18 protein-coding genes are annotated in these 18,920 nt (G+C 68.9%); 7 read left to right on the forward strand and 11 right to left on the reverse strand.

Going from position 1 to position 18,920, the window contains the following annotated elements; translation table 11 throughout:
• Positions 1 to 90: 90 nt before the first annotated feature.
• Positions 91 to 1,563, reverse strand: coding sequence for a sulfatase family protein (locus NA4_RS20605; protein WP_067472224.1), 1,473 nt, complete (start codon positions 1,561 to 1,563; stop codon positions 91 to 93).
• A gap of 191 nt (positions 1,564 to 1,754) precedes the next feature.
• On the opposite strand from NA4_RS20605, the gene NA4_RS20610 reads away from it, so the two are divergent.
• The gene (locus NA4_RS20610; protein ID WP_169811078.1) at positions 1,755 to 2,357 is read left to right on the forward strand and encodes a TetR family transcriptional regulator; all 603 of its coding nucleotides are present in this window, start codon (positions 1,755 to 1,757) and stop codon (positions 2,355 to 2,357) included.
• 77 nt (positions 2,358 to 2,434) lie between these two features.
• Here the strand turns inward: NA4_RS20610 and NA4_RS20615 are convergent, their stop codons facing one another.
• The 3 genes from NA4_RS20615 to NA4_RS20625 all read right to left on the reverse strand — a co-directional run bounded on the left by NA4_RS20615 (position 2,435) and on the right by NA4_RS20625 (position 5,796).
• A complete protein-coding gene (locus NA4_RS20615) occupies positions 2,435 to 3,016 on the reverse strand; it encodes a DUF2771 domain-containing protein (protein ID WP_067472230.1) in 582 nt (193 codons plus the stop codon).
• Positions 3,013 to 4,950, reverse strand: coding sequence for an MFS transporter (locus NA4_RS20620; RefSeq protein ID WP_067472233.1), 1,938 nt, complete (start codon positions 4,948 to 4,950; stop codon positions 3,013 to 3,015). Before NA4_RS20620 ends, NA4_RS20615 begins: the two co-directional genes overlap by 4 nt.
• A gap of 72 nt (positions 4,951 to 5,022) precedes the next feature.
• On the reverse strand, positions 5,023 to 5,796 hold the full coding sequence (locus NA4_RS20625) for a glutaminyl-peptide cyclotransferase (RefSeq protein WP_067472236.1): 774 nt from the start codon (positions 5,794 to 5,796) through the stop codon (positions 5,023 to 5,025).
• Between the two features lie 17 nt (positions 5,797 to 5,813).
• On the opposite strand from NA4_RS20625, the gene NA4_RS43690 reads away from it, so the two are divergent.
• Together NA4_RS43690 and NA4_RS20635 are read left to right on the forward strand one after the other, a co-directional pair.
• A complete protein-coding gene (locus NA4_RS43690) occupies positions 5,814 to 7,673 on the forward strand; it encodes a DUF3027 domain-containing protein (RefSeq protein WP_373862811.1) in 1,860 nt (619 codons plus the stop codon).
• Positions 7,670 to 10,513, forward strand: a complete 2,844-nt coding sequence (locus NA4_RS20635) for a sacsin N-terminal ATP-binding-like domain-containing protein (protein ID WP_067472239.1) — start codon at positions 7,670 to 7,672, stop codon at positions 10,511 to 10,513. Before NA4_RS43690 ends, NA4_RS20635 begins: the two co-directional genes overlap by 4 nt.
• Positions 10,514 to 10,521: 8 nt before the next feature.
• On the opposite strand, the gene NA4_RS20640 is transcribed toward NA4_RS20635, so the two are convergent.
• Positions 10,522 to 11,139, reverse strand: a complete 618-nt coding sequence (locus NA4_RS20640; protein ID WP_245671511.1) for a TetR/AcrR family transcriptional regulator — start codon at positions 11,137 to 11,139, stop codon at positions 10,522 to 10,524.
• A gap of 124 nt (positions 11,140 to 11,263) precedes the next feature.
• Here NA4_RS20640 and NA4_RS20645 point away from each other — a divergent pair, with 124 nt between their 5' ends.
• On the forward strand, positions 11,264 to 13,324 hold the full coding sequence (locus tag NA4_RS20645; RefSeq protein ID WP_067472246.1) for a neutral/alkaline ceramidase: 2,061 nt from the start codon (positions 11,264 to 11,266) through the stop codon (positions 13,322 to 13,324).
• Between the two features lie 9 nt (positions 13,325 to 13,333).
• Here the strand turns inward: NA4_RS20645 and NA4_RS20650 are convergent, their stop codons facing one another.
• On the reverse strand, positions 13,334 to 13,573 hold the full coding sequence (locus tag NA4_RS20650; protein ID WP_067472249.1) for a DUF2530 domain-containing protein: 240 nt from the start codon (positions 13,571 to 13,573) through the stop codon (positions 13,334 to 13,336).
• Between the two features lie 183 nt (positions 13,574 to 13,756).
• On the opposite strand from NA4_RS20650, the gene NA4_RS20655 reads away from it, so the two are divergent.
• Complete coding sequence (locus NA4_RS20655; protein WP_067472252.1) at positions 13,757 to 14,194, forward strand: MarR family winged helix-turn-helix transcriptional regulator; 438 nt, start codon at positions 13,757 to 13,759, stop codon at positions 14,192 to 14,194.
• A gap of 24 nt (positions 14,195 to 14,218) precedes the next feature.
• Here NA4_RS20655 and NA4_RS20660 read toward each other — a convergent pair whose 3' ends face one another.
• From NA4_RS20660 to NA4_RS20670, 3 genes are all read right to left on the reverse strand, one after another.
• Entirely contained in the window at positions 14,219 to 14,482 is a 264-nt protein-coding gene (locus NA4_RS20660; protein ID WP_067472255.1) for a hypothetical protein, read from the reverse strand.
• A 189-nt stretch (positions 14,483 to 14,671) separates the two neighbouring features.
• Complete coding sequence (locus NA4_RS20665; RefSeq protein WP_067472258.1) at positions 14,672 to 15,073, reverse strand: YccF domain-containing protein; 402 nt, start codon at positions 15,071 to 15,073, stop codon at positions 14,672 to 14,674.
• A 71-nt stretch (positions 15,074 to 15,144) separates the two neighbouring features.
• Entirely contained in the window at positions 15,145 to 16,347 is a 1,203-nt protein-coding gene (locus NA4_RS20670; protein ID WP_067472262.1) for a GNAT family N-acetyltransferase, read from the reverse strand.
• A gap of 113 nt (positions 16,348 to 16,460) precedes the next feature.
• Here NA4_RS20670 and NA4_RS20675 point away from each other — a divergent pair, with 113 nt between their 5' ends.
• Together NA4_RS20675 and NA4_RS20680 are read left to right on the forward strand one after the other, a co-directional pair.
• Entirely contained in the window at positions 16,461 to 17,264 is an 804-nt protein-coding gene (locus NA4_RS20675; protein WP_067472265.1) for a TrmH family RNA methyltransferase, read from the forward strand.
• Positions 17,261 to 17,560, forward strand: coding sequence for a DUF2537 domain-containing protein (locus NA4_RS20680; protein ID WP_281180046.1), 300 nt, complete (start codon positions 17,261 to 17,263; stop codon positions 17,558 to 17,560). Before NA4_RS20675 ends, NA4_RS20680 begins: the two co-directional genes overlap by 4 nt.
• A gap of 24 nt (positions 17,561 to 17,584) precedes the next feature.
• Here the strand turns inward: NA4_RS20680 and NA4_RS20685 are convergent, their stop codons facing one another.
• Positions 17,585 to 18,328: a DUF6928 family protein gene (locus tag NA4_RS20685; protein WP_084497287.1), complete on the reverse strand. Its 744-nt coding sequence runs from the start codon at positions 18,326 to 18,328 to the stop codon at positions 17,585 to 17,587.
• 412 nt (positions 18,329 to 18,740) lie between these two features.
• A partial coding sequence (gene sepH, locus NA4_RS41955) for a septation protein SepH (protein ID WP_245671512.1) occupies positions 18,741 to 18,920 on the reverse strand: 180 nt, incomplete at its 5' end.

Raw genomic sequence — 18,920 nt, forward strand, 5'->3', positions numbered from 1 at the left:
TCGGACGTGAGCCGGGGAATGCTCGCTCGAGAATCAGGGCGTGCCGTGTGCTCGAGTGGGCGGCTACCGCGTCACCGGTGGACCCGTTGATCAAAGCTTCCGCAGTTCCTGGGCGACAAGCGAATCGACGAGGTTGTTCATCTCTTCGACCAGTGCCGCCGCACCGCCGCGGTGGGCGAGGTTGTGCATTTCGAGCGGATCTTGCTGACGGTCGTAGAGTTCGTAGTCGAATTCGCTACGTGGCCCGGCAATGTGCTGGGGTGTCGAATAGCGGGCGAAGCTGTAGCGGGGTGTGATCGCGCCGCGCAGGCAGTATTTGACTCCGGGCACCTGGCCGCCGCTGGATTTGGCGTCGGAGGTGACGAGGATGGCGTCGCGGACGATGCCATTGGGGTTGGCCAGCAGCGGGGTGAGGTCTCTGCCGACGATCGGGCTGCTGTCGGAGGCGTCGGCACCGGCCAAGGCGGCCAGCGTAGGCACCAGGTCGACGTGCGAAGTCAGTGCGGTGGTAGTGCTTCCGTGCGTCGCGGGGTTTCTGGGGTCGGAGATGACCAGTGGCACGCGGTTGTTCTCGCGGTAGATCATGGCTCCCTTCTGCCGTAGTCCGTGCGCGCCACCGAGTTCGCCATGATCGGCGACCCGGACCACCACGGTGTTGTCCGCGCCGCCGCTGCCGTGCAACGTGTCCAGGACCGCACCGAGCAATTGGTCCGTGCGGCGCAACAACTCCAGATACCAATTGCCCCACTGCCGCCACTGCGTGCGTCCCAAGGGGGAGTCGACCTCGTTGGGCATGAGGCCGCCGACGACCTCGTTCATGGTGCGCCAGACCGTCTGCACTTGCGGCTTGGCCGACAGGTCGGATTCGAAGTTCGGCGGTATCTCGGCGCCGTAGTCGGGGACGTCCTCGAGCCGGTAGAAACGCGGGCAATACATCATGTCGTGCGGGTTGACCATACTGACCACGCACAGCCACGGTTCCGGGTCGTTGCCGTGTCGCCGTAGCCAATCGACGGCGTGCTCGACTACGCCGGGGTCCTCGTGTGTGCCCTCGTTCGGGCCGCCGCCGGACAGGATGTCGTAGGCCTCGTCGAATCCGTAGGCCGACAGCGCGGTGCTGTCGGCGCCGACGGGTTCGGACAGATGCCATTTCCCGATGTAGGCGGTGCGATAGCCGGTCTTCTTCAGCACCGTCCCGAGGGTGGGGATCGTGGTGTCGAGGTTGGGGCTCCACGCGTGCATCGGTCCGAGTGCCGCGCCCATCAGGTCATTGCCGCGGACGTTGTCGGTCATGCCGTTGACCGGAGCCTGCATTCCGGTGAAGAAGGCCGATCGCGCCGGCGAGCACGGGGCCGTCGGCGAGTGGTGCATGGCGAACCGCACGCCGGTGGCGTCGAGTCCAGCGCGGATGGGCAGCGTAAAACCCGAGGGCAGAACGATATCCGCACGCTCCTGGTCGGTCATCAGCACCAGAATGTTCGGTCGCGATGCCGGGGCCGCGGCAGCCTGGGCGCCGAGTGTGCCGCGTAGGACCGGCACGGCGGCGGATGCGGCGGCCATCATCGCGAGAACCTGACGCCGGTTCGGTGTCGACGGACGAGCGGACGCGAGGGGCTGATCGGGGGTCGATGGGGACACGGGGGTGGTCCTTTCGGAGGCGGTGGAACGTCCACACCCACTGTAACTGACGAATTGACGAAATCATTCAAATGAACTTTTCTCTACGCGGGTGAGCGTCGCGATACTGTGCAGTGGTGTCACCCGAGACGACGTCCACCACGGCACGCGGAGAGCAGACGCGGCGATCGATTCTCGATGTCGCCACTCGCCGGTTCGCCGATCAAGGCTTCCGCAACACATCGGTCGCGGCGGTGGCGCGGGAACTGGGTTTGGCGCCGTCCGCGGTGTATTTCCACTTCGCGGACAAGGAGGCGCTCTTCGTCGCCGCGTTCGATCGGGATGTCGCTCAATTGTTCGACGAGGCGCTGACCCAGCAGGGGCCGATGGACGCCGCTTACTGGCAGGAGACCGTCCGGCGGTTCGTGACGCGCCTGGCCACCTACCCGCTGGTGCATCGGGTACTCGCGGGCCGAGAGCCGGGACTGCTCGCTCGACTGGTCGGTGGCCCTGTTCCGCAACGTATTCGGCAAGCGCTGGAAACCTCGCTGCGCGCCGGTCAGCAGTCCGGGGACCTCGCCGGAGATCTCGATCCCCGCGACACCGCGATGGCGTTGGAAGCCATCTTCACGGCGGTCATCATCACAGTGGTGCAAGTCGGCGGCAGCGGCACCTCGGAGCGCATCGACGCGGTAGGCCGCTTGGTCTGGACTGCGATCACAGCGAAACGTACGAGTTGACCGGCAAGTCCGGGCGGCGCGGTCAGGGTCCTACGCGAAGAGAGTTGCCGACGAGGCCGCGGCGGGTGGAGTCCGACCTACGCCGTGCTGATCGACCAGGTGGCGTGCGGCAGGTAGAACTCCTTGCCCGTTTCATCGCGGGCGAGGATCGGGAGCTGGAATTCGACGCCGACGAGACGCAGGTCGGGCTCGGGTTTCGACTCGATGGTGAGCGCCAGGGCGCGGTCGGGGTAGTCGTTGCGGCTGATCACCCGGTCGACCTTCTCGCCGGACGGCAGGATGTAGACCAACTGAGCCAGCCATGGCGCGTCGGCGACCTGCTTCGGCAGCGATAGCTGAAGGGGATAGCCCGCGGGAACCTCCAGTTCGACGGTGCGGCCGCGATGGCAGTCCGGCGTGTCGGGAGCACAAGTCAGCGACGCGAACAGCGTGCCTTCTACGGTGTCCGCGGGCAAGATGCTGCAATTCTGCATGGTCACCGCGCAGTAGCTGAACGGCCGTACTGTGACCGTTTCGCCGTGCGCGTAGGCGGTGAGGGTGACATCCGGTTCGTCGGCGTTGCGGATCAGCACCGCCAGCACGCCGACGAAGGCGACGGTGAGCACGAGCAGGGCGGCCGCGACCAGCGCGACGATCGTGCGTGCGTTGAGCTTGCTCACCAGATCGGGTCTCCTTGCCCTCGTTGGATGCGTGTGGTGTCGCCGCCGCGCCGCGGCGCGCGGCCGTGCGCACGGGGTGTGCTCGCCGGGTGTCCGTGCGGCCGGGACGCCGGAACCTCTTGCTCGGCGTGCTGCGGACGGTTGCCGCCGAGGCCGGGCAGCAGCGAGTGCCCTCGGAAGCTCACGAAAGTCTGCACCAAGCCGATCGCGAGTATCGCGGTGATCACCGCGAATCCCTTCCAGTAATCGGTCGGCAGCAGCACGCCCGCCGACCCGCCGACAACCCAGCTGAGCTGCAGAACGGTCTCCGATCGCCCGAAGCCGGAAGCGATCGACTCGGGCGGCAGGTCGTCCTGGATCGCGGCGTCCAGCGACACCTTGGCCAGCGCGCTCGTCGCGGCCGCGACCAGGGCGGCGACCGCCGCGCCGAGCAGATTGTTCGCGAACGTCGCGAACAGCGCGACGAACGCGCACGCCGCGGTGCAGCCGAGCACGATCAGTGACGGCTTGCCGAGCTTGAGCCGGGCGCCGGTCGCGTTGCCCGCGAAATTGCCGATCGCCGCGGCCGCGCCGACCACGCCGAGCATGGCGGCCTGCTGCACCGGTCGGTGCTCGGTCGCCTTGGCGACGAACGCGACGTAGAAGGTGAGAAACCCGGTCAGCACGCGGATGGCGCCGTTGCCCCACAGTCCGGTCACCACCGCGCGGCCGAGCGGCTGCCTGCGCTTGCGCGGCGGCACCGTCGACTCTTTGCCGGACGAGAGCACCTCGGTGTGCGCGTCGGCGCCGTGATAGCTCAGCGTCGCGGGCACCTCACCTTCGGTTACCTCGACCCAGGACGGGATGCGCAGGCTCAGATACGTTCCGGCGCAGGCGATCAGCACGGCGAATACCAACGCGCCGTTGGAGCCCGCAATGGCGGCCGCCAGCCCGGCCAGCGCTCCGGCGCCGATGGTGCCGCCGACCAAACCGAACACCGTGAGCCGGGAGTTCGTGCGGACCAGATCGATATCCGGTGGCAGCACGCGTGGCGTCACCGCGCTCTTGAGCACGGAGAACGATTTGCTGCCGATCATCATGCACAGGGCGAGCGGATACAGCCCCCAGGTGTCGAACTCGATGATCAGGACCACCGCGAGCACCGCTCGCACCGCGAACGAGGTGGCCAGCGCCAGTCTGCGGCCGCGCTGCAGTCGGTCGAGCATCGGGCCGATCAGCGGCGCGATCACGGCGAACGGCGCGATAGTGATCAGCAGGTACAGCGCGACGTTCGTCTTGCTCTCCGCGGTGGCGCTGGCGAAGAACAAGGTGTTGGCCAGTGCCACCGCGATGGCCGCGTCGAGGGCGAAGTTCGCCATGGTCGCGTAGGTGAGCGCCGTGAGTCCGGACTTGTCCGCGCCGTCGGCCTTGGCCGCGCGCTGGAAGGTCGCGATGCCCTTCTCGGTGAGTTCCCTGCCGCGCATGGCGGCCACGCGGGTGACGGTGAGCTTGCGGGGGACGCGCTGTCCGTCCTGCTGAGCCGGAGTTTCGTCGGGTTCGATCTGCTCCTGGACGAGGGTCTCGGGATAGTCGCGTTCGGTGCGGCTCGGCGGCTCGGCGTGCCGGGGTGGTTGTGGGCGACGCGGGAAAACGCGACGAGATGTGCGATCGGAGGACTCCGGCCGCTCGGGTTCGTTTCCGCGTGGCGAGCGGTTGGTCGCCCGGTATTCGGTTCGCGGCGTTTCGTCGCGTCGGCCCGGCGCCGGTGATCCCGGCTGGTCGTGGCGTTGGCCCGCGCGTCGCGCTTCCGGTTCGAGTGGTGGCAGTGGCCTGCGGCGACGCGGCGCGTCGGGTGGCGGGTAGCGGTCGAAGCCGGGATGCCGTTCGAAGGGCGGGGACTCCTCGCGTGCCCACCGATCACGGTCGGGACCGGAGGGCTCACGGGGAGTAGTCACGCCTCCAATTCTGGCGTACTCCCGCGCTTGGCGTTCACTCGCGCTCCGTGGCGGCGTGTGCGGTCCCGTCGCTCATGCCGGTGTGAAGCGGACTTCGAACATTGTCGGCCAGTTCTTGCCCGTGATCAGGAACCGGTCGGTACCGGGCAGTTGGGCGATGCCATTGAGCACGTCCGCGCCGGCCCGCGCGGTCGCGGGGAGCAAACCGGTGGCGTCGATGGCCGCCAAGACCTGGCCGGACTCCGGGTCGATGCGCAGGATGGTGTCGGTGGGCCAGTCGTTGGCGTAGACCGACCCGTCCGCCGCGCATTCGAGCTCGTTGAGGCGCGCGTTGTTCCAGCTGGTCAGAGTGACCGTTCCGGTCGCGGCGAAGGTGACCGGATCACGGAAGGTGAGCCGGTCGGTGCCGTCGCTCATCACCAGCCGCCCGTTTCCGGAGCACAGGCCCCAGCCCTCGCCGTCGTAGCGTGCCCTGCCGCGCTCGGCGAGCGTGGCCGAGTCCCTGGCGATGGCCACGCCGTCATGCCAGGTGAGCTGCCAGAGGGTGGCACCGGCGAGGGTGATGCCCTCCCCGAAGTAAGGCGCGGGCAATTCCGCCCTGGCCAGCTCCTCGCCGGTCGCCAGCCGCGACGCGCGCACGCTCGACGCTCCGGCCAGGCCGGTGCCTTCGTACAGGACGTCGCCGTCGACCTCCAGTCCTTGGGTGAACGCCTGGCGGTCGTGTGGTCTGGTGCCGACTACCTCGATGTTCATCCTGGCTGCCTGCTTCTCGGCGGCACTGCATCCACCCGCGACGAGCAGAGCGACCAGCACACCGATGGCCAACCGACGCCGACTGCGATTCATACGGCAAAATGTAGGCCGTGAGCGCAGTTTCTGTTTCGGAGTCCGGCATGCGGCCGATTCTGGCTGATGCCGTCGACCTGGCCCGCCGTGCGCTCCTGGAGTTGGAACCGGTAGCGGTGGGGACGTACCTGGGTGTGATCGCCGAGGACGAGAGTTCGGCGACGCACCGATTCGAAGCCACGCTGCCCGGCTATCGCGGCTGGCAATGGGCCGTCGTGGTGGCCGCCCCGCCCGGGGCTGATCACGCGACGGTCAGCGAGTCGGCGCTGTTGCCCGGGCCGGATGCCTTGGTCGCGCCCGACTTCGTGCCGTGGGAGCAGCGGATTCGTCCCGGTGACCTGGCGCCAGGGGATCTGCTCGCACCGCCTGCCGACGATCCGCGCCTGGTGCCCGGTTATGTCGCGACCGGCGATCCGGTCGTCGACGAAGCCGCCTACGAGGTGGGCCTCGGCCGCACCAAGGTGCTGAGCAAGGAAGGCCGCGAAGAGGCCGCCGAGCGCTGGTACGCCGAACACGGCCCCGACACCGAGATGGCCAAGGCCGCACCGGGCACCTGCGGGACCTGCGGCTTCTATCTGCCGCTGGCCGGGTCGCTGCGCGCCGCGTTCGGCGTGTGCGGCAACGCCATGGGCGCTGACGGGCGCGTGGTCCATATCGCCTACGGCTGCGGCGCCCACTCCGACACCGAGGTGCCCAGCGGCAGCGGCTCCCCGCTGCACCAGGCGTACGACGACGCGGCGATCGAGATGATCTCGCTGGAGCCGGCGACGCGTGCCGAGCCCGCGTCACGCGTCGCCGAGCAGGCCGCCACTGAAGCCGCGACAGACGCGACAGACGCGGGCGAGCATCCAGCGGCCGAGGTCGGGGGCGATGGGTCCGGCGCTGCCGCCGAGCAGGCGGAGGATGCCTCTAGCGCGGCGGTGGCCGAGGGTGTCGCCGTTGTCGAAGGTGACGCCGCGATCGAAGGCGATACCGTCGCCGAGACCACGGCTACCGAGGTGTCCGCGCTCGGCGTCGTCGTCGCTGACACGGTTACGAGCGCGAGCGAAGCTGACGAAAGCGATGCGCCCGCCGCAGTTGCCGAATCGAGTGCCTCGCCCGAGGAACACAGTGCGGAGCCCGTAGCCGAGACCACAGCTGCCGATGTATCGGAACCGGCCGCCCTCGCGGACGCGGTGACCGGCGCGAGCGAAGCTGACGAAAGCGATGCGGCCGCCGCAGTTGCCGAATCGAGTGCCTCGCCCGAGAACACCGGTGTGGAATCCGCGGCCGTCGACGGTCCCGCAAGTGCGGCGGACCACAGTGCCGTGCCTGATGAGCCGGCTGGCGACGAGTCGGGCGCGGTGACGATCGACACCGGCGGTGTGGGCGAGACCGCCGAGCAGAAGCCCGGCACGACCGTCTCGTCCCATCCCGCTGTGGGTGGCGAAAGTGGCCCAGCGTCGGTGGAGGCGGGGTTCGCCAGCAGCTCGGCTGGCACGCAGAGCACCACCGCCCCGGCACGCGAGGCAACCGAATCCCCCGCGGATGAGTCGCAGACTTCGGTCGAGCCCGCCGCAACCGCGACGGAGTGGCCTGCCATCGAGTCGGACTCGGTGCAGCCCACGACTCGACCGAACGATGCCGTATCGAACACAGGGGAATCGGACTCGTCGGACGCCGATCCGGCTGGATCGGCTGCGGCCGCGCCGAACGCGGTCCAGCCCATCGTCGAGGCTGCGCCGGAGCCCGCTGCCGAATCGGAATCGGGCGCCTCGGAGAGGTCGGTCGCGGAGCCGACTGACATCGAAGAGGCTGGCACGCAGGCTGATTCGGACATCGAGCCGGCCGGTGGGGCCGAGGCGCGGCCGGAGTTCCCGTCATCGCCGCAGAGTTGACCGGGGCCGCCGATCCGTTCGGCACGTGGACGCTGCGCACGGCAGTGCTCGCCGCATGGCGCGATTCGCCGACCCGGTTGCGTGAGGATGCCGCCACCGAGAACGACCTGGTGCGCGCGGGCTACCGCGACCGGCTGCTCACCGAGTTGGCGCAGAACGCGGCCGACGCCGCGGGTAAGGCGGGCATCGCCGGTCGCCTGGTGGTCCGGCTCGACGGCCGGGATCTGCACATCGGCAATACCGGTGCGCCGCTGGACATTTCCGGCGTGCACGCACTGACCGCCCTGCGCGCGTCCGGAAAGGCCGAGACCGGCACGGTGGGCCGGTTCGGCGTCGGATTCACCGCGGTGCTCGCGGTGAGCGACGACATCGAGGTGCGTTCGACCTCGGGATCCCTCCGGTTCTCCCGCGCGCGGACCAAGGACGCCCTGCACCGGAACGAGATCCGGGTCCCCTCCGTCGAAACGGGCGAATTCGCCCCTCCGGTGCTGCGGTTGGCTTGGCCTGTCCAGGCGCGACCCGCCGATGGTCTGGACACCGAGATCGTGCTGCGCCTGCACGAGGACGTGGACGCCGACGCATTGCTGGCCGCGATGCGCGCGGAAGCCGTCGACCTGCTGCTGGAACTGCCAGCGTTGCAGTGCATCCGCATCGGCACGGACGAATTGGTCAGCAGCGCCGAGGACATGGGCGACGGCATGCACGAGGTGTACGTCGACGGCCCCGGCAGCGAACAACGGACCTGGTGGCAGTACCGCGCGCCGCGCGCCCGCTGGCTGCTGCCGGTGCGCGACGGCAAGCCGGTGTCCGCGGCTGCGGACGTGCTCCGGGCACCGACCAGGTCCGATGAGGAACTATCGCTGCCCGCGCTGCTCATCGCCGATATCGCGATGCAACCGGATCGCCGGAGATTGTTGCCCGGCGCCCGCCTGGGCGACTTGGCCGAAGGCTACGCGGATTTCGCCCGCGCTCTGCCGCCGCGCGACCGCCTCGTGCTCGTCCCCGCGCCCGGTTTCGCGCGCAGCGAGGCCGACGGTCTGCTCCGCGAAGCTCTGATCCGCGAATTGCAGACCCACCCTTGGCTTCCCGTCCTCGCCGGCCATCGGGAAGGGTTCGACGGCGAGCTTCCCGCCACGGCCGGCGAACCACTGTGGGCGGACGCTGCGCCGACCGCCACCGAGCCGTCCCTTGACGTCGCGGTCCCCACCCGCGCATCCGTTTTCACCGGTCTGACCGCCGAATTGTCCACGCTGCTCGCGGACGTGGTCGGTCCGTTGGTGATCCCTGACCTCTCCGGGCGGGCACAGGCCGAGGCCATGGGCGTGCTGGACGTGCACCGGATCGGATTGGCCCGGCTCGCGGAGCTGTCGAGCGGGCTGGAGCGGCCTCCGGAGTGGTGGCGGTCGTTCTACGCGGCGTTGGAGACCTTCGTGGTCGATCCCCTCGCGGCGGAAGAACTCGGCGCGCTGGCGGTGCCGCTGGCCGACGGCAGGCTCGTCACCGGTCCGCGCACAGTGGTGCTGGACGACCACCTCGAGGTCGCGATCCCGGTGCACTGGGCCAGACTCGCGCATCCGGACGCAGCGCATCCGCTACTGGCGCGGCTCGGTGCGCGATCGGCCACCGCCGAGGAACTATTGAGCGATCCGGCCCTGCGCGCCGAGCTGGAGGACCACCCTGGCGATCCCGACACCGCCGACGCGGTCCTGCGTCTCGCCGCGCACGCCGATCCGGCCGCGTTGCCGTCCTGGCTCCGGCTGCTCGAATTGCCCGGCACCGAGGGCGAAACGCTGCCCGCTGACGAACTGCTGCTGCCCGATGCGCCGTTGCGTGACCTGCTGGTGCCGGACGCGCCGTTCGGGACGGTCGACCCCGACCTGGTGGATCGTTACGGGCCGGACGCGTTGCGCGCCATCGGTGTTGGCTGGGATTTCAGTGTGATCGTCGAGGCCGATCCCACCGGGCCGGACCACGATCTGGCCGACGAGGAACGCTGGTGGTCGACGCTGCCGGACGATCCGCCGGAACTGGCCGCGGTCCGCGACCTCGACCTGGTGGACGACACCGCGTGGCCGGAGGCGTTGCGGCAGTTGGCGGCAACGCCGCGGACGCGACGCCTACTGACCGACGCCGAGGGTTACACCGCGTGGTGGCTGCGCGGATACGCACGGATCGACGGCACCCCGCTGGGGCTGCTGCGCCATCCCGGTGACACTGAATTCGCGGGACTGCTACCCGTTTTCGCCGCGCCGGATGTCGATCCCGACGCCTTGCGCGCCGTCCTGGCAAATCCGGACTCGATCACCGACGAGCTGGCTTCCGCGCTGCTGGAAGCGCTCGCCGATCCGTCCAAAATGCCTGTCCCGGAGATTGTTTCGCGCACGCACGCCCGTTTGTCCGCTGCCGTCGCGGCGAACCTGCTCGATCTCACCGACCTCGAGCCGCCCGATCGCGTGCGCGCGCTGTCCGGCGCCGTGGTCGATCCGGGGGACGCGTTCGTCCTCGATCAGCCGTGGTTCGGCTTGGCCGTGCCGCCGGACCGCTTGGTGGTCGGTGACGCCGAAACCGCTTCGGCCCTAGCGGCTCTGCTCGATCTGCCGCTGGTCTCGGAGGCGGTCACCGCCGAGGTCGCCGACCCGGGGCGCCGGACCACCTGGGCGGCGGAGCCGCTGGGCGTCGTGCTGCGCCAGCTGTTCACCTTGCCCGTGCAGGACGGCGAGCTGGTGCTGCACGACGATCTACTGGTGCGATTGAGCGGCGCGATCGAGTCCACGGTCGCGGTGCCCTGGTGGCGTATCGGCTCGACCGTCCACGTCCGGGTGCCGCGCCCGCGCAACTGAGCCGCGGCCTACTGCTCGGCGTAGCTCGTGATCATCTCGCTCAGCAGATCCAGCTGCCCGCGTACGCTTTCGCTGTCGTTGTCCACCAGCCAGCGCAGCACGACACCGTCGATGACATTGAGGGTGAACCGGCTCAGCGTCCGCACCGGCACCGACCACCGGGTGGCCGTCGCGTCGCGTGCGTGCTCCAGGATGTCGGCGACGGTGGAGTCGTTGAAGTTGTACTGTTCGCGCGCGATCGCGAGTTTCGCCGGGGTCTGCTCGCCTTCACGCAGCGCGTAAGTGGTCGTTTCGTAAGTGAGCAGCTGTCGTTCCGGAGTGGCTTCTATGTTCAACCACATCAGTTCCAGTCCGGCGCGGACCAATTTTTGAAGGGCTTCTTTTCCACTTTCGATGTCTTGCCAAACCGCTTCGTTCGCATCGACCGAATCGCGCAATTCCATCGACAACGCTTTGACCAGCTCGGTCATCAGCGCGTCCTTGTTTTCGAAACAGTAATGCACCACACCGAGCGAGACACCGGCCGCCTGGGCGACATCGCGCGTGGTCACGCCGGCAACGCCCTTTTTTTCGGCAAGGCCGATCGCGGCCTCGATAAGGTGGGCCCGTCGTTCTTCGACGCTCAATCGGGAGGACACCCAAGGGAGTTAAGCGCGCACTGCGCGCGCAGTCAATTCACGGGCCGAAAAAATTGGACTGGACGAGTGACCAGTTGTGTGGTTCGCTGCATCGGACGGAAGGGAGACGGGCATGCCGGTGTCGCGCAGAACTGCTGTGGCCGCAGCGGCGGTCGGTTCGGCTGCGCTCGCGGCCGCCACGGTGCCGGGGATCAGTGACGCACTCGGCGTTCCGGCGGGCGCCGCGCCCGATTCCGGCGGCTATGAGATCGGCGTCGGGCTCTCCGACATCACCGGACCGGCCGCCGAATGCGGCATGATGGGCTACTCCCAGCTCGAGCAGCAGACCGCTGGCATTCACCTGCGCCCGCGCGCCAGGGCGTTCATCATCGGCAGTGCCGGGCGACGGGTGGTCTTCGTGGTCGCCGAGAACGGCATGATCTTCCAGTCCGTGCACCGGGGCGTGCTGACCGAACTGGCCCGGCGCTTCGGTGATCTGTACACCGAGCAGAACGTCCTGCTCACCTCGACGCATTCGCACGCGACCTGCGGCGGCTCCAGCAACGACTACGCCTACAACCTCTCCATCCTCGGCTTTCAACAGCAGGTGTACGACGCCGAGGTGAACGGGATCGTCGAGGCGATCGCCGCCGCGCACGCCGACATCGGCCCCGGTTGGCTCGCGCTCGGCCGCGGCGAGCTGCACAACGCGAGCGTGAACCGTTCCCGGGTAGCCTGGGAACTCAACCCGCCCGAGGACAAGCAACACTTCCCCGATGCCATCGATCCCGCGGTGACCGCCCTGGCCCTGCACAAGGGCGGCGCTACCGTCGCGACGATCACCTGGTTCGCCACCCACAACACCTCGATGACCAATGCGAACCGCCTGATCAGCTCGGACAACAAGGGTTACGCCGCGTTCTCCGCCGAGCACATCGAGCACGGCGTGCGCTACCTGGACGGCAAGCCGTCGTTCGTCGCCGCCTTCGCACAGACCAACGCGGGCGACATGTCCCCGAATCTGAATCTGCGGCCCGGTTCGGGACCCACCGAGGACGAGTTCGAGAACACCCGCATCCTCGGCGAGCGGCAGTACCTGGCCTCGAAAGCGGCCCTGGCCCGGGCACGCTCGATCGCGGGACCCGTCGACGCGATGCTCTGCTACATCGACCTGGCCGACGTCGCCGTGGATGGTCTTTTCACGCCCGACGGCCGACCGCATCGCACCGCACCGGCCGCCGCGGGCGTTTCACTTATCGCGGGCAGCGTCGAGGACGGCCCAGGCCTGCCCGGCGGACCCGTCCCGGAAGGGGTGCGCAACCCGTTCCTCGGGTCGATCGGCGATCCGGCCCAGCCCGCACCGGCCTGGTTGGCTGACGCGCAGGCTCCCAAGGTGATCGCCGCGCCGCTCGGCCTGCTGCCTCCGGTCGCGTGGGTGCCGAATGTATTGCCGATTCAGCTCGTTCGCATCGGTGAGCTCTATTTGGCCGCCGCGGGAGGCGAATTCACGATTACATCGGGGCTGCGGATCCGTCGTGCCGTCGCGCAGGCGCTGAATGTTCCGCTGGAGCAGGTGCTGATGCAGGGTTACGCGAACGCCTATCACGAATACGTCACGACGCCCGAGGAATACGACTCGCAGCAGTACGAGGGCGCCTCGACACTGTTCGGCCGCTACACGCTGTGCGCCTATCAGCAGGAATTCACCCGTCTGGCTGCGGCATTCGCCGCACGTCGGCAGGTGCCGCGTGGCCCGGCGCCGCGCGACGTTTCGCAGCTCCAGCCGAATTTCCAACCGGGCGCCGGACCGGATGCCGCCGCACCCGGCCGCGGTTTCGGCGCGGTGCTCGTGCAGCCGGACCCGTCCTACGGACTCGGCGGCCGAGTAGTGGCCGAATTCGTCTCGGCGCACCCCAAACACGACAACCGCCGCAACGGCACGTTCTTGGAGGTGCAGCGCAGGAATGCCTCCGGCGAGTGGGTACGGGTGGCCAACGAGGGCGAGTGGGCGGTGAAATTCTTCTGGAGCAAGCACGGCACGGCGACGTCGGTGGCCCGATTCACCTGGGATATTCCCCGCGACGCCGAACCGGGTGGCTACCGATTCCAGCATTACGCGACCCGTCTCGGTGCCGACGGCGCGCGGCACCCGTTCACCGGCATCACCGACGAATTCCAGGTGGGCGGGCCGTAACCCGGCCGGCTACAGACCGGTCTGCGCGCCCTTGTCGCCGCGTCGCGCCCCGCGGCGCTGGACCAGGTAGATCACCAGGGCGATCAAGCCGACCACGAGTCCCATCAGACAGACCGGGCGGGCCTGCTCCCACCGGTCGCCGCCCACCCACACCACCACGGTGGCGATCAACCACAGCGCGCTGCCGACCGCGAGCACGGGGCGCGGATCGGTCAGCCGCGGTGGAAGTTGCGGGACATTCTGCGTCACGCACTCCAGCCTAATGGGCGCGGTCGGTCGGTAGTCGCGCACCGGGCGGAGCCGAGAGCTGAGGCGGCCGCGGCTCGGGAGGCCGCGGGGTGGCGGTCCGCCGGTAGCCACCGAGCGCGGCGAGGTGGCTCTAGCGGCGAGAACCGGCCGCGCCGTGCGGCGGTCGGCGTATCGTTTGCCACTGTGACAACGCCATCGGATCTTCGAGCCCTCGCTGGTGAGCTCTCGCTGGCGGTCGTTCGGCTGACGCGGCACCTGCGCGGACGTCGTGCCGATTCGCAGATCTCGCTGACTCAGCTCTCGGCGCTCGCGACGCTCGCGCGGGAGGGGGCGATGACGCCGGGGGCCCTGGCGGCGAAGGAACGCGTCCAGCCGCCGTCGATGACCCGCGTGATCGCCTCGCTCACCGATCTCGACCTCGTGGAGCGCAATCCGCATCCGACCGATGGCCGCCAGATCATCGTCTCGTTGTCTTCGGCGGGGCGTGCGCTGATCGCCGACGAGGCCAGCGCCCGCGAGGCGTGGATGACCGAACAGCTGGCGACACTCAGCGAGGACCAACTCGTCGTGCTCGGCCGCGCCGTCGCAATCATGAAGCAGATCGTCGCGGAATCGGAATAGGCGTCTCGGCCGCAACGAGATTCGTCATCGCCGCCGCCGCGACATCGGGTCGGTGTGCAGAGCGGATGAGCCGGATCTGATCTTGGCTCCCCACCACAGCAGCCGGGCCGCGCTTGCCAGGTAGAGGCCGAACGCCGGATAGACCAGCACGCCGTAGTCGTCGGACCACGCCGGGAGATGGGTGAGTTGCGTGGCCGCGGCGACGAGCAGCAGCAGCCCGAGCACCGCCGCGATCGGCGCGAGGGGCGCGGTGTCCTGATCGGCCGGTGGAGCTGGGCGGTCGGTCATGGTGGAGCCCTCCTGCTGAGGTCGGCTCGGCGCCGAAACGCGGCGCGGGGGCACTGGCGAGTCAGTTACCTTCTAGCTAACTTTCGCATCCCGGCGTCGTTTCGTTAACAACCTGTGACATGGATCACTATCGTGTCGCAGATCCAGGCGAGCCGAGCGGACCCGGCGGAACGCCCGCCTTGCCGACGCCTACCGAGCCGTGAAGGGCTGGTCGCTGTCCACGATCTCGCGGCCGAGCGGGAACAGCGAGATCGGTATCAGTTTGAGGTTGGCCCAGCCGAACGGAATGCCGATGATCGACAGAAACAGCGGAATACTCGTCAGGAGATGCCCGAGCGCCAGCCACCATCCGGCCACGATGAACCAGATGATGTTGCCGATCAGCGAGCCCGCGCCCGCGCCGGGCTTCTCCACCGTGGTCCGGCCGAACGGCCACAGCACGTAGACCGCGATCCGGAAGGACGCGATGCCGAAGGGGATCGTGATGATCAGGATGAAGCAGATGATCCCCGCCAGTATGTAGCCGAGCGCCAGCCAGAAACCGGCGAAGATGAGCCACAGGATATTGAGAACCAACTGAATCGGCTTCATGAAACCAGCATGCCAGCCCCACGCCGATTCGGACATCGTTGTCCTTCCCGGCGGCGGAACGCGGGCCCGTGTCAGAAGAACCAGCCGAGCACCGCGTCCCGTTCGGAGCGAAAGGCGTCATCGAACGCACGCAGAATGGCGGGATCCTTGGCTCGCAACCGGTTCGCCGCGGCGAACAGCCGGGCGGGATATGCGCCGAAGTACATGCTGCCGAGGACGTCGATGCCGAGTTCGATGTCGGCGGCACGGTCGGTGGGTTCGCAGACCGCCTGTCCGTCCCGCACCCGCAGCACGAAGGTGCCACCGGCGTTACGGAACGGGTCGGTTACCTCCAGCACCACATCCAGATCGCCCGCGTACGCGCGCGCAGCCAGTGCGGCGGGAATATCCATGAGGCGCAGCCACAGGCCGTCGTAGCGGGCCTTCGTGCGCACCAGTCGCGGGTCGGTGAGCAGGTAGGGCAGCGGGTCGTGGTCGGTGAGCACGGCCTCGACCTGCTGGACCAGGTCCAGTCCGAGCAGGGCCCGCCACAGCGCTGCGTGCGCCTCCGCGGTGACCGCGCGCAATTCCACGACCTCGACCGTTCTGGCCCGGCCTTCGGAGTGGAACCGATAGAGCGCATAGCCGTCGGCGTGCAGCAGCGCGAAAAGGCCGCTGCCGCCGTCGCGAAAGCGTTGCGGGTCGTCGAACAGAATGTCCCAGCTGGCGGTCGGACGCACCTGCGCGCCCGGCACCAACCTGCGCCAGCGGTCGTAGATGGTCTCCGCCGCCGTGCGCATGTCGCGCGGATCGCGCAGCGTGACCCCGCCGGGGTCCGGTGCCGAGGGCAGGAATTCGGCGAATCGGCGCTCGATGGTCACCGCGTTCTCCCGGGTCGCCGGGCCGTAGCCGAAACGACCGTAGATGCCGCCCTCGCTGGCGGTGAACATGGTCAGCGGCAGGCCCGCCGCCTCGATGCGCCGGTGCTGTTCGGTGTACATGGCGCGGAGGATGCCGCGGCGCCGGTGCGTCGGCGCCACACCGACACCGGCGATGCCGCACGCCTGCACGGTCCGTTCGCCGGGCACGGTCACCGTCAGGGTGGTGGACTGGACGTGTCCGACGACCTGTCCGTCCGCCACCGCGACGATCGAGTTCTGCTGCGGAAACAGCAGCGGTACCCGGTCCAGCTCCGCCGGGTCGTAGCGGGTGCCGAACGAGGTCTCCACCAGCGTCATGATCGCGGGCCCGTCCTCATCGACGGCGGAGCGAATCGTGATTCCCGGAACGGTCATGCCTCGACCATCCCATGTTCCCGCATGCGACCGCATCGGATTTTCCGCGTGCAGGCGACTGTTGAGCGAACGCCGATTCGGTCCCGGTGGGAGCCGCCCGGCAGGATGGAGCCGTGGCCGAAGTGATCGATATCGACGACCCCGCCGACCCCAGGGTCGACGACTTCCGCGATCTCTCCTCGGCCGACCGGAGGCCCGATCTGCCCGGGCGCAAAGGACTTGTGATCGCCGAGGGCGTTGTGGTCGTCCAGCGGATGCTCGATTCGCGATTCACCCCGCTCGCGCTGCTCGGTGTGGAACGCAAGCGCGCCGAACTGGCCGACGACCTCGTCGCGGTGGATTGTCCGTATTTCCGCGCCTCGGCCGAGGTGATGGCCGAGGTGGTCGGCTTCCACCTCAATCGCGGCGTGCTCGCCGTCGCCCGGCGTCCGGCGGAACTCGATGTGGCCGAGGTGATCGAGAAGGCGCGGACCGTCGCGGTGCTCGAAGGCGTCAACGACCACGAGAATCTCGGGGCGATGTTCCGCAATGCGGCCGGACTGGGAGCCGATGCGATCCTGTTCGGCGACCGCTGCGCCGATCCGCTCTACCGCCGCGCCGTGCGGGTGTCGATGGGCCATGTGCTGCGGGTGCCCTTCGCCTCCGTGCCCGCTTGGCCGGGTGGGCTGCATATACTGCGGCGCAAGGGATTCCAGATCGTCGCGCTCACCCCGAATCCGGCGGCGGTGAATCTCGCGACGGCTATGACGGGGGAGCGGGTGGCGTTGTTGCTCGGGGCCGAGGGCCCGGGACTGACCGAGGAGGCTATGCGGGCCACCGATATCCGGGCACGGATCCCGATGACGCCCGGCACCGACTCGCTCAATGTCGCGACCGCGGCGGCGATGGCCTTCTACGAGCGGGTGAGGACCGCGTGACCGGTCCGTATCGTCCGTACCCGGCCTACCAGGACCCGACGCCGTGGGGCGCCGGGCTCGCCGTGACGGTCATGGTCGCGCTGCTGTCGGCGGTCGCGGTGTACTCCTTCGGCGCTGCGCTGGCCGAGGTGCACCCGCTGCTCGCAGTGGCGGTGAATCTGGTCGCGGCGGGCGGTGCCGCGCCCACCGCGTGGCGGTGGCGCTTCGCTCCGGTGACCCGGTGGGTGATCGGCGGCGTTGCTGTGGGTGTGCTGCTCGGATGGACGATCCTGCTGATCGGCGCGCTCGCTGCCTGATGGGCACAGCGGGCCGCGGCCGACCTAGAGGACCCGGTCGTGGCCGCGCAGCCAGCCGAACAAGCCCCGCTTGCGCTGGGCCGCATGCGCTTCCCCGTCGGCCGGGACCCCTCTGGCGGGCTCGGGCGCGTGGCCCTTGGGGTAGAGCGTGAATCCGCAGATGGGGATGTCACCCGGCACGAGCGCCCCGGCCGCCGCGGGTGCGCGGTAGTGGAAGCCGAGCCATTCGTTGTTGGCGGCGTCGGCGAAGCCGAGCGGATCGAACGGCAGCGTCTGCGGGTCGGGTAATTCGCCCGCGCGCCACCGGACCGGATGCTCGCCCGCCCAGTACGGTCGCTCCCACACCAGCGGAAGTCCCTCGTCCTCCAGGATGTTCACCCGGGTCGAGCTGAACGACCTGCGGAGTTCGCCGCGCTCCCAGTGCGCGAACGCCCCCCAGCCGTGCTTCGCGTCGAAGGACACCAGGTAGGTGTGTTCGGAGGCCAGCGGGCGCACCAGCAGCTCCGGGATCTCGGTCGGATGGACGCGCGCAGCCTGCACCGAACACAGCACGGTCACGCCGGGATAGCAACCGATGTACACCTGGCCGGCTTCCGGGCCCGCGCAACCGGCCAGCGTACCGACCATGATCGGCCGGATGTCGCAGTCGTCGTGCAGTTGCTTCGCCAGTGCGAGGGCGGCGTCCCGGTTGGGGTCGTGGTTCGCGCGCAAGACCGCCAACGGGTCGGGTGCATCGACATACCACAGCGATGAAGCCCTCGAAAGCACGTCCGGCACCTCCCGACAGTTGCACGAATGAACTCCGCGAACTTCGAGCAACGCGCGGTGGCGCCGATCGGGGCACCCCTGCGGTGACCTGCTCGGCCCGACGCACGTCGTCGACCACCTCAAAAACTACTCGCTCTCCTCCGCCTGTCCGGGTCTTTGGGCCGTACTGGTAAGGAGCTGCGGAATTTGTGTTCAGGCTCCTACCTTGGGAGCCGAACAAGCTCTGGGCGTCGCGGGGCAGGTACCCATGCGGTTGCGCGAATCAGTCGTTGCGATCGGATGCTCGATTGCCACCGGGGTGGCACCTGTCGCGGGAAATAGTCGGCGCGGGATTCGCTTTCCTGTCCTGCGTTGCATCAGCACAGGACACGAGCGCGAATCCCGCGCACCCGACCAGTACGGGCCTGCAGCCTCAGTGACCGGAGCTGCGCACCCCGAGCAGCACGTCCTCCCAGGACGGCATCGGAGCCTTGCCGCGCTTGCTCCGGCTCGGCTTCGCAGGAGCCTTGGCCGCAGGCTTCGCGGGCTCCTCGGCGGCGGGTGTGGCGGGTACCGGCGCGGCGGGCGCGGACGGGGCGGTGTCCGCGGCAGC

This window comes from Nocardia amamiensis NBRC 102102 (assembly GCF_001612745.1).
GTDB classification, from domain to species: domain Bacteria; phylum Actinomycetota; class Actinomycetes; order Mycobacteriales; family Mycobacteriaceae; genus Nocardia; species Nocardia amamiensis.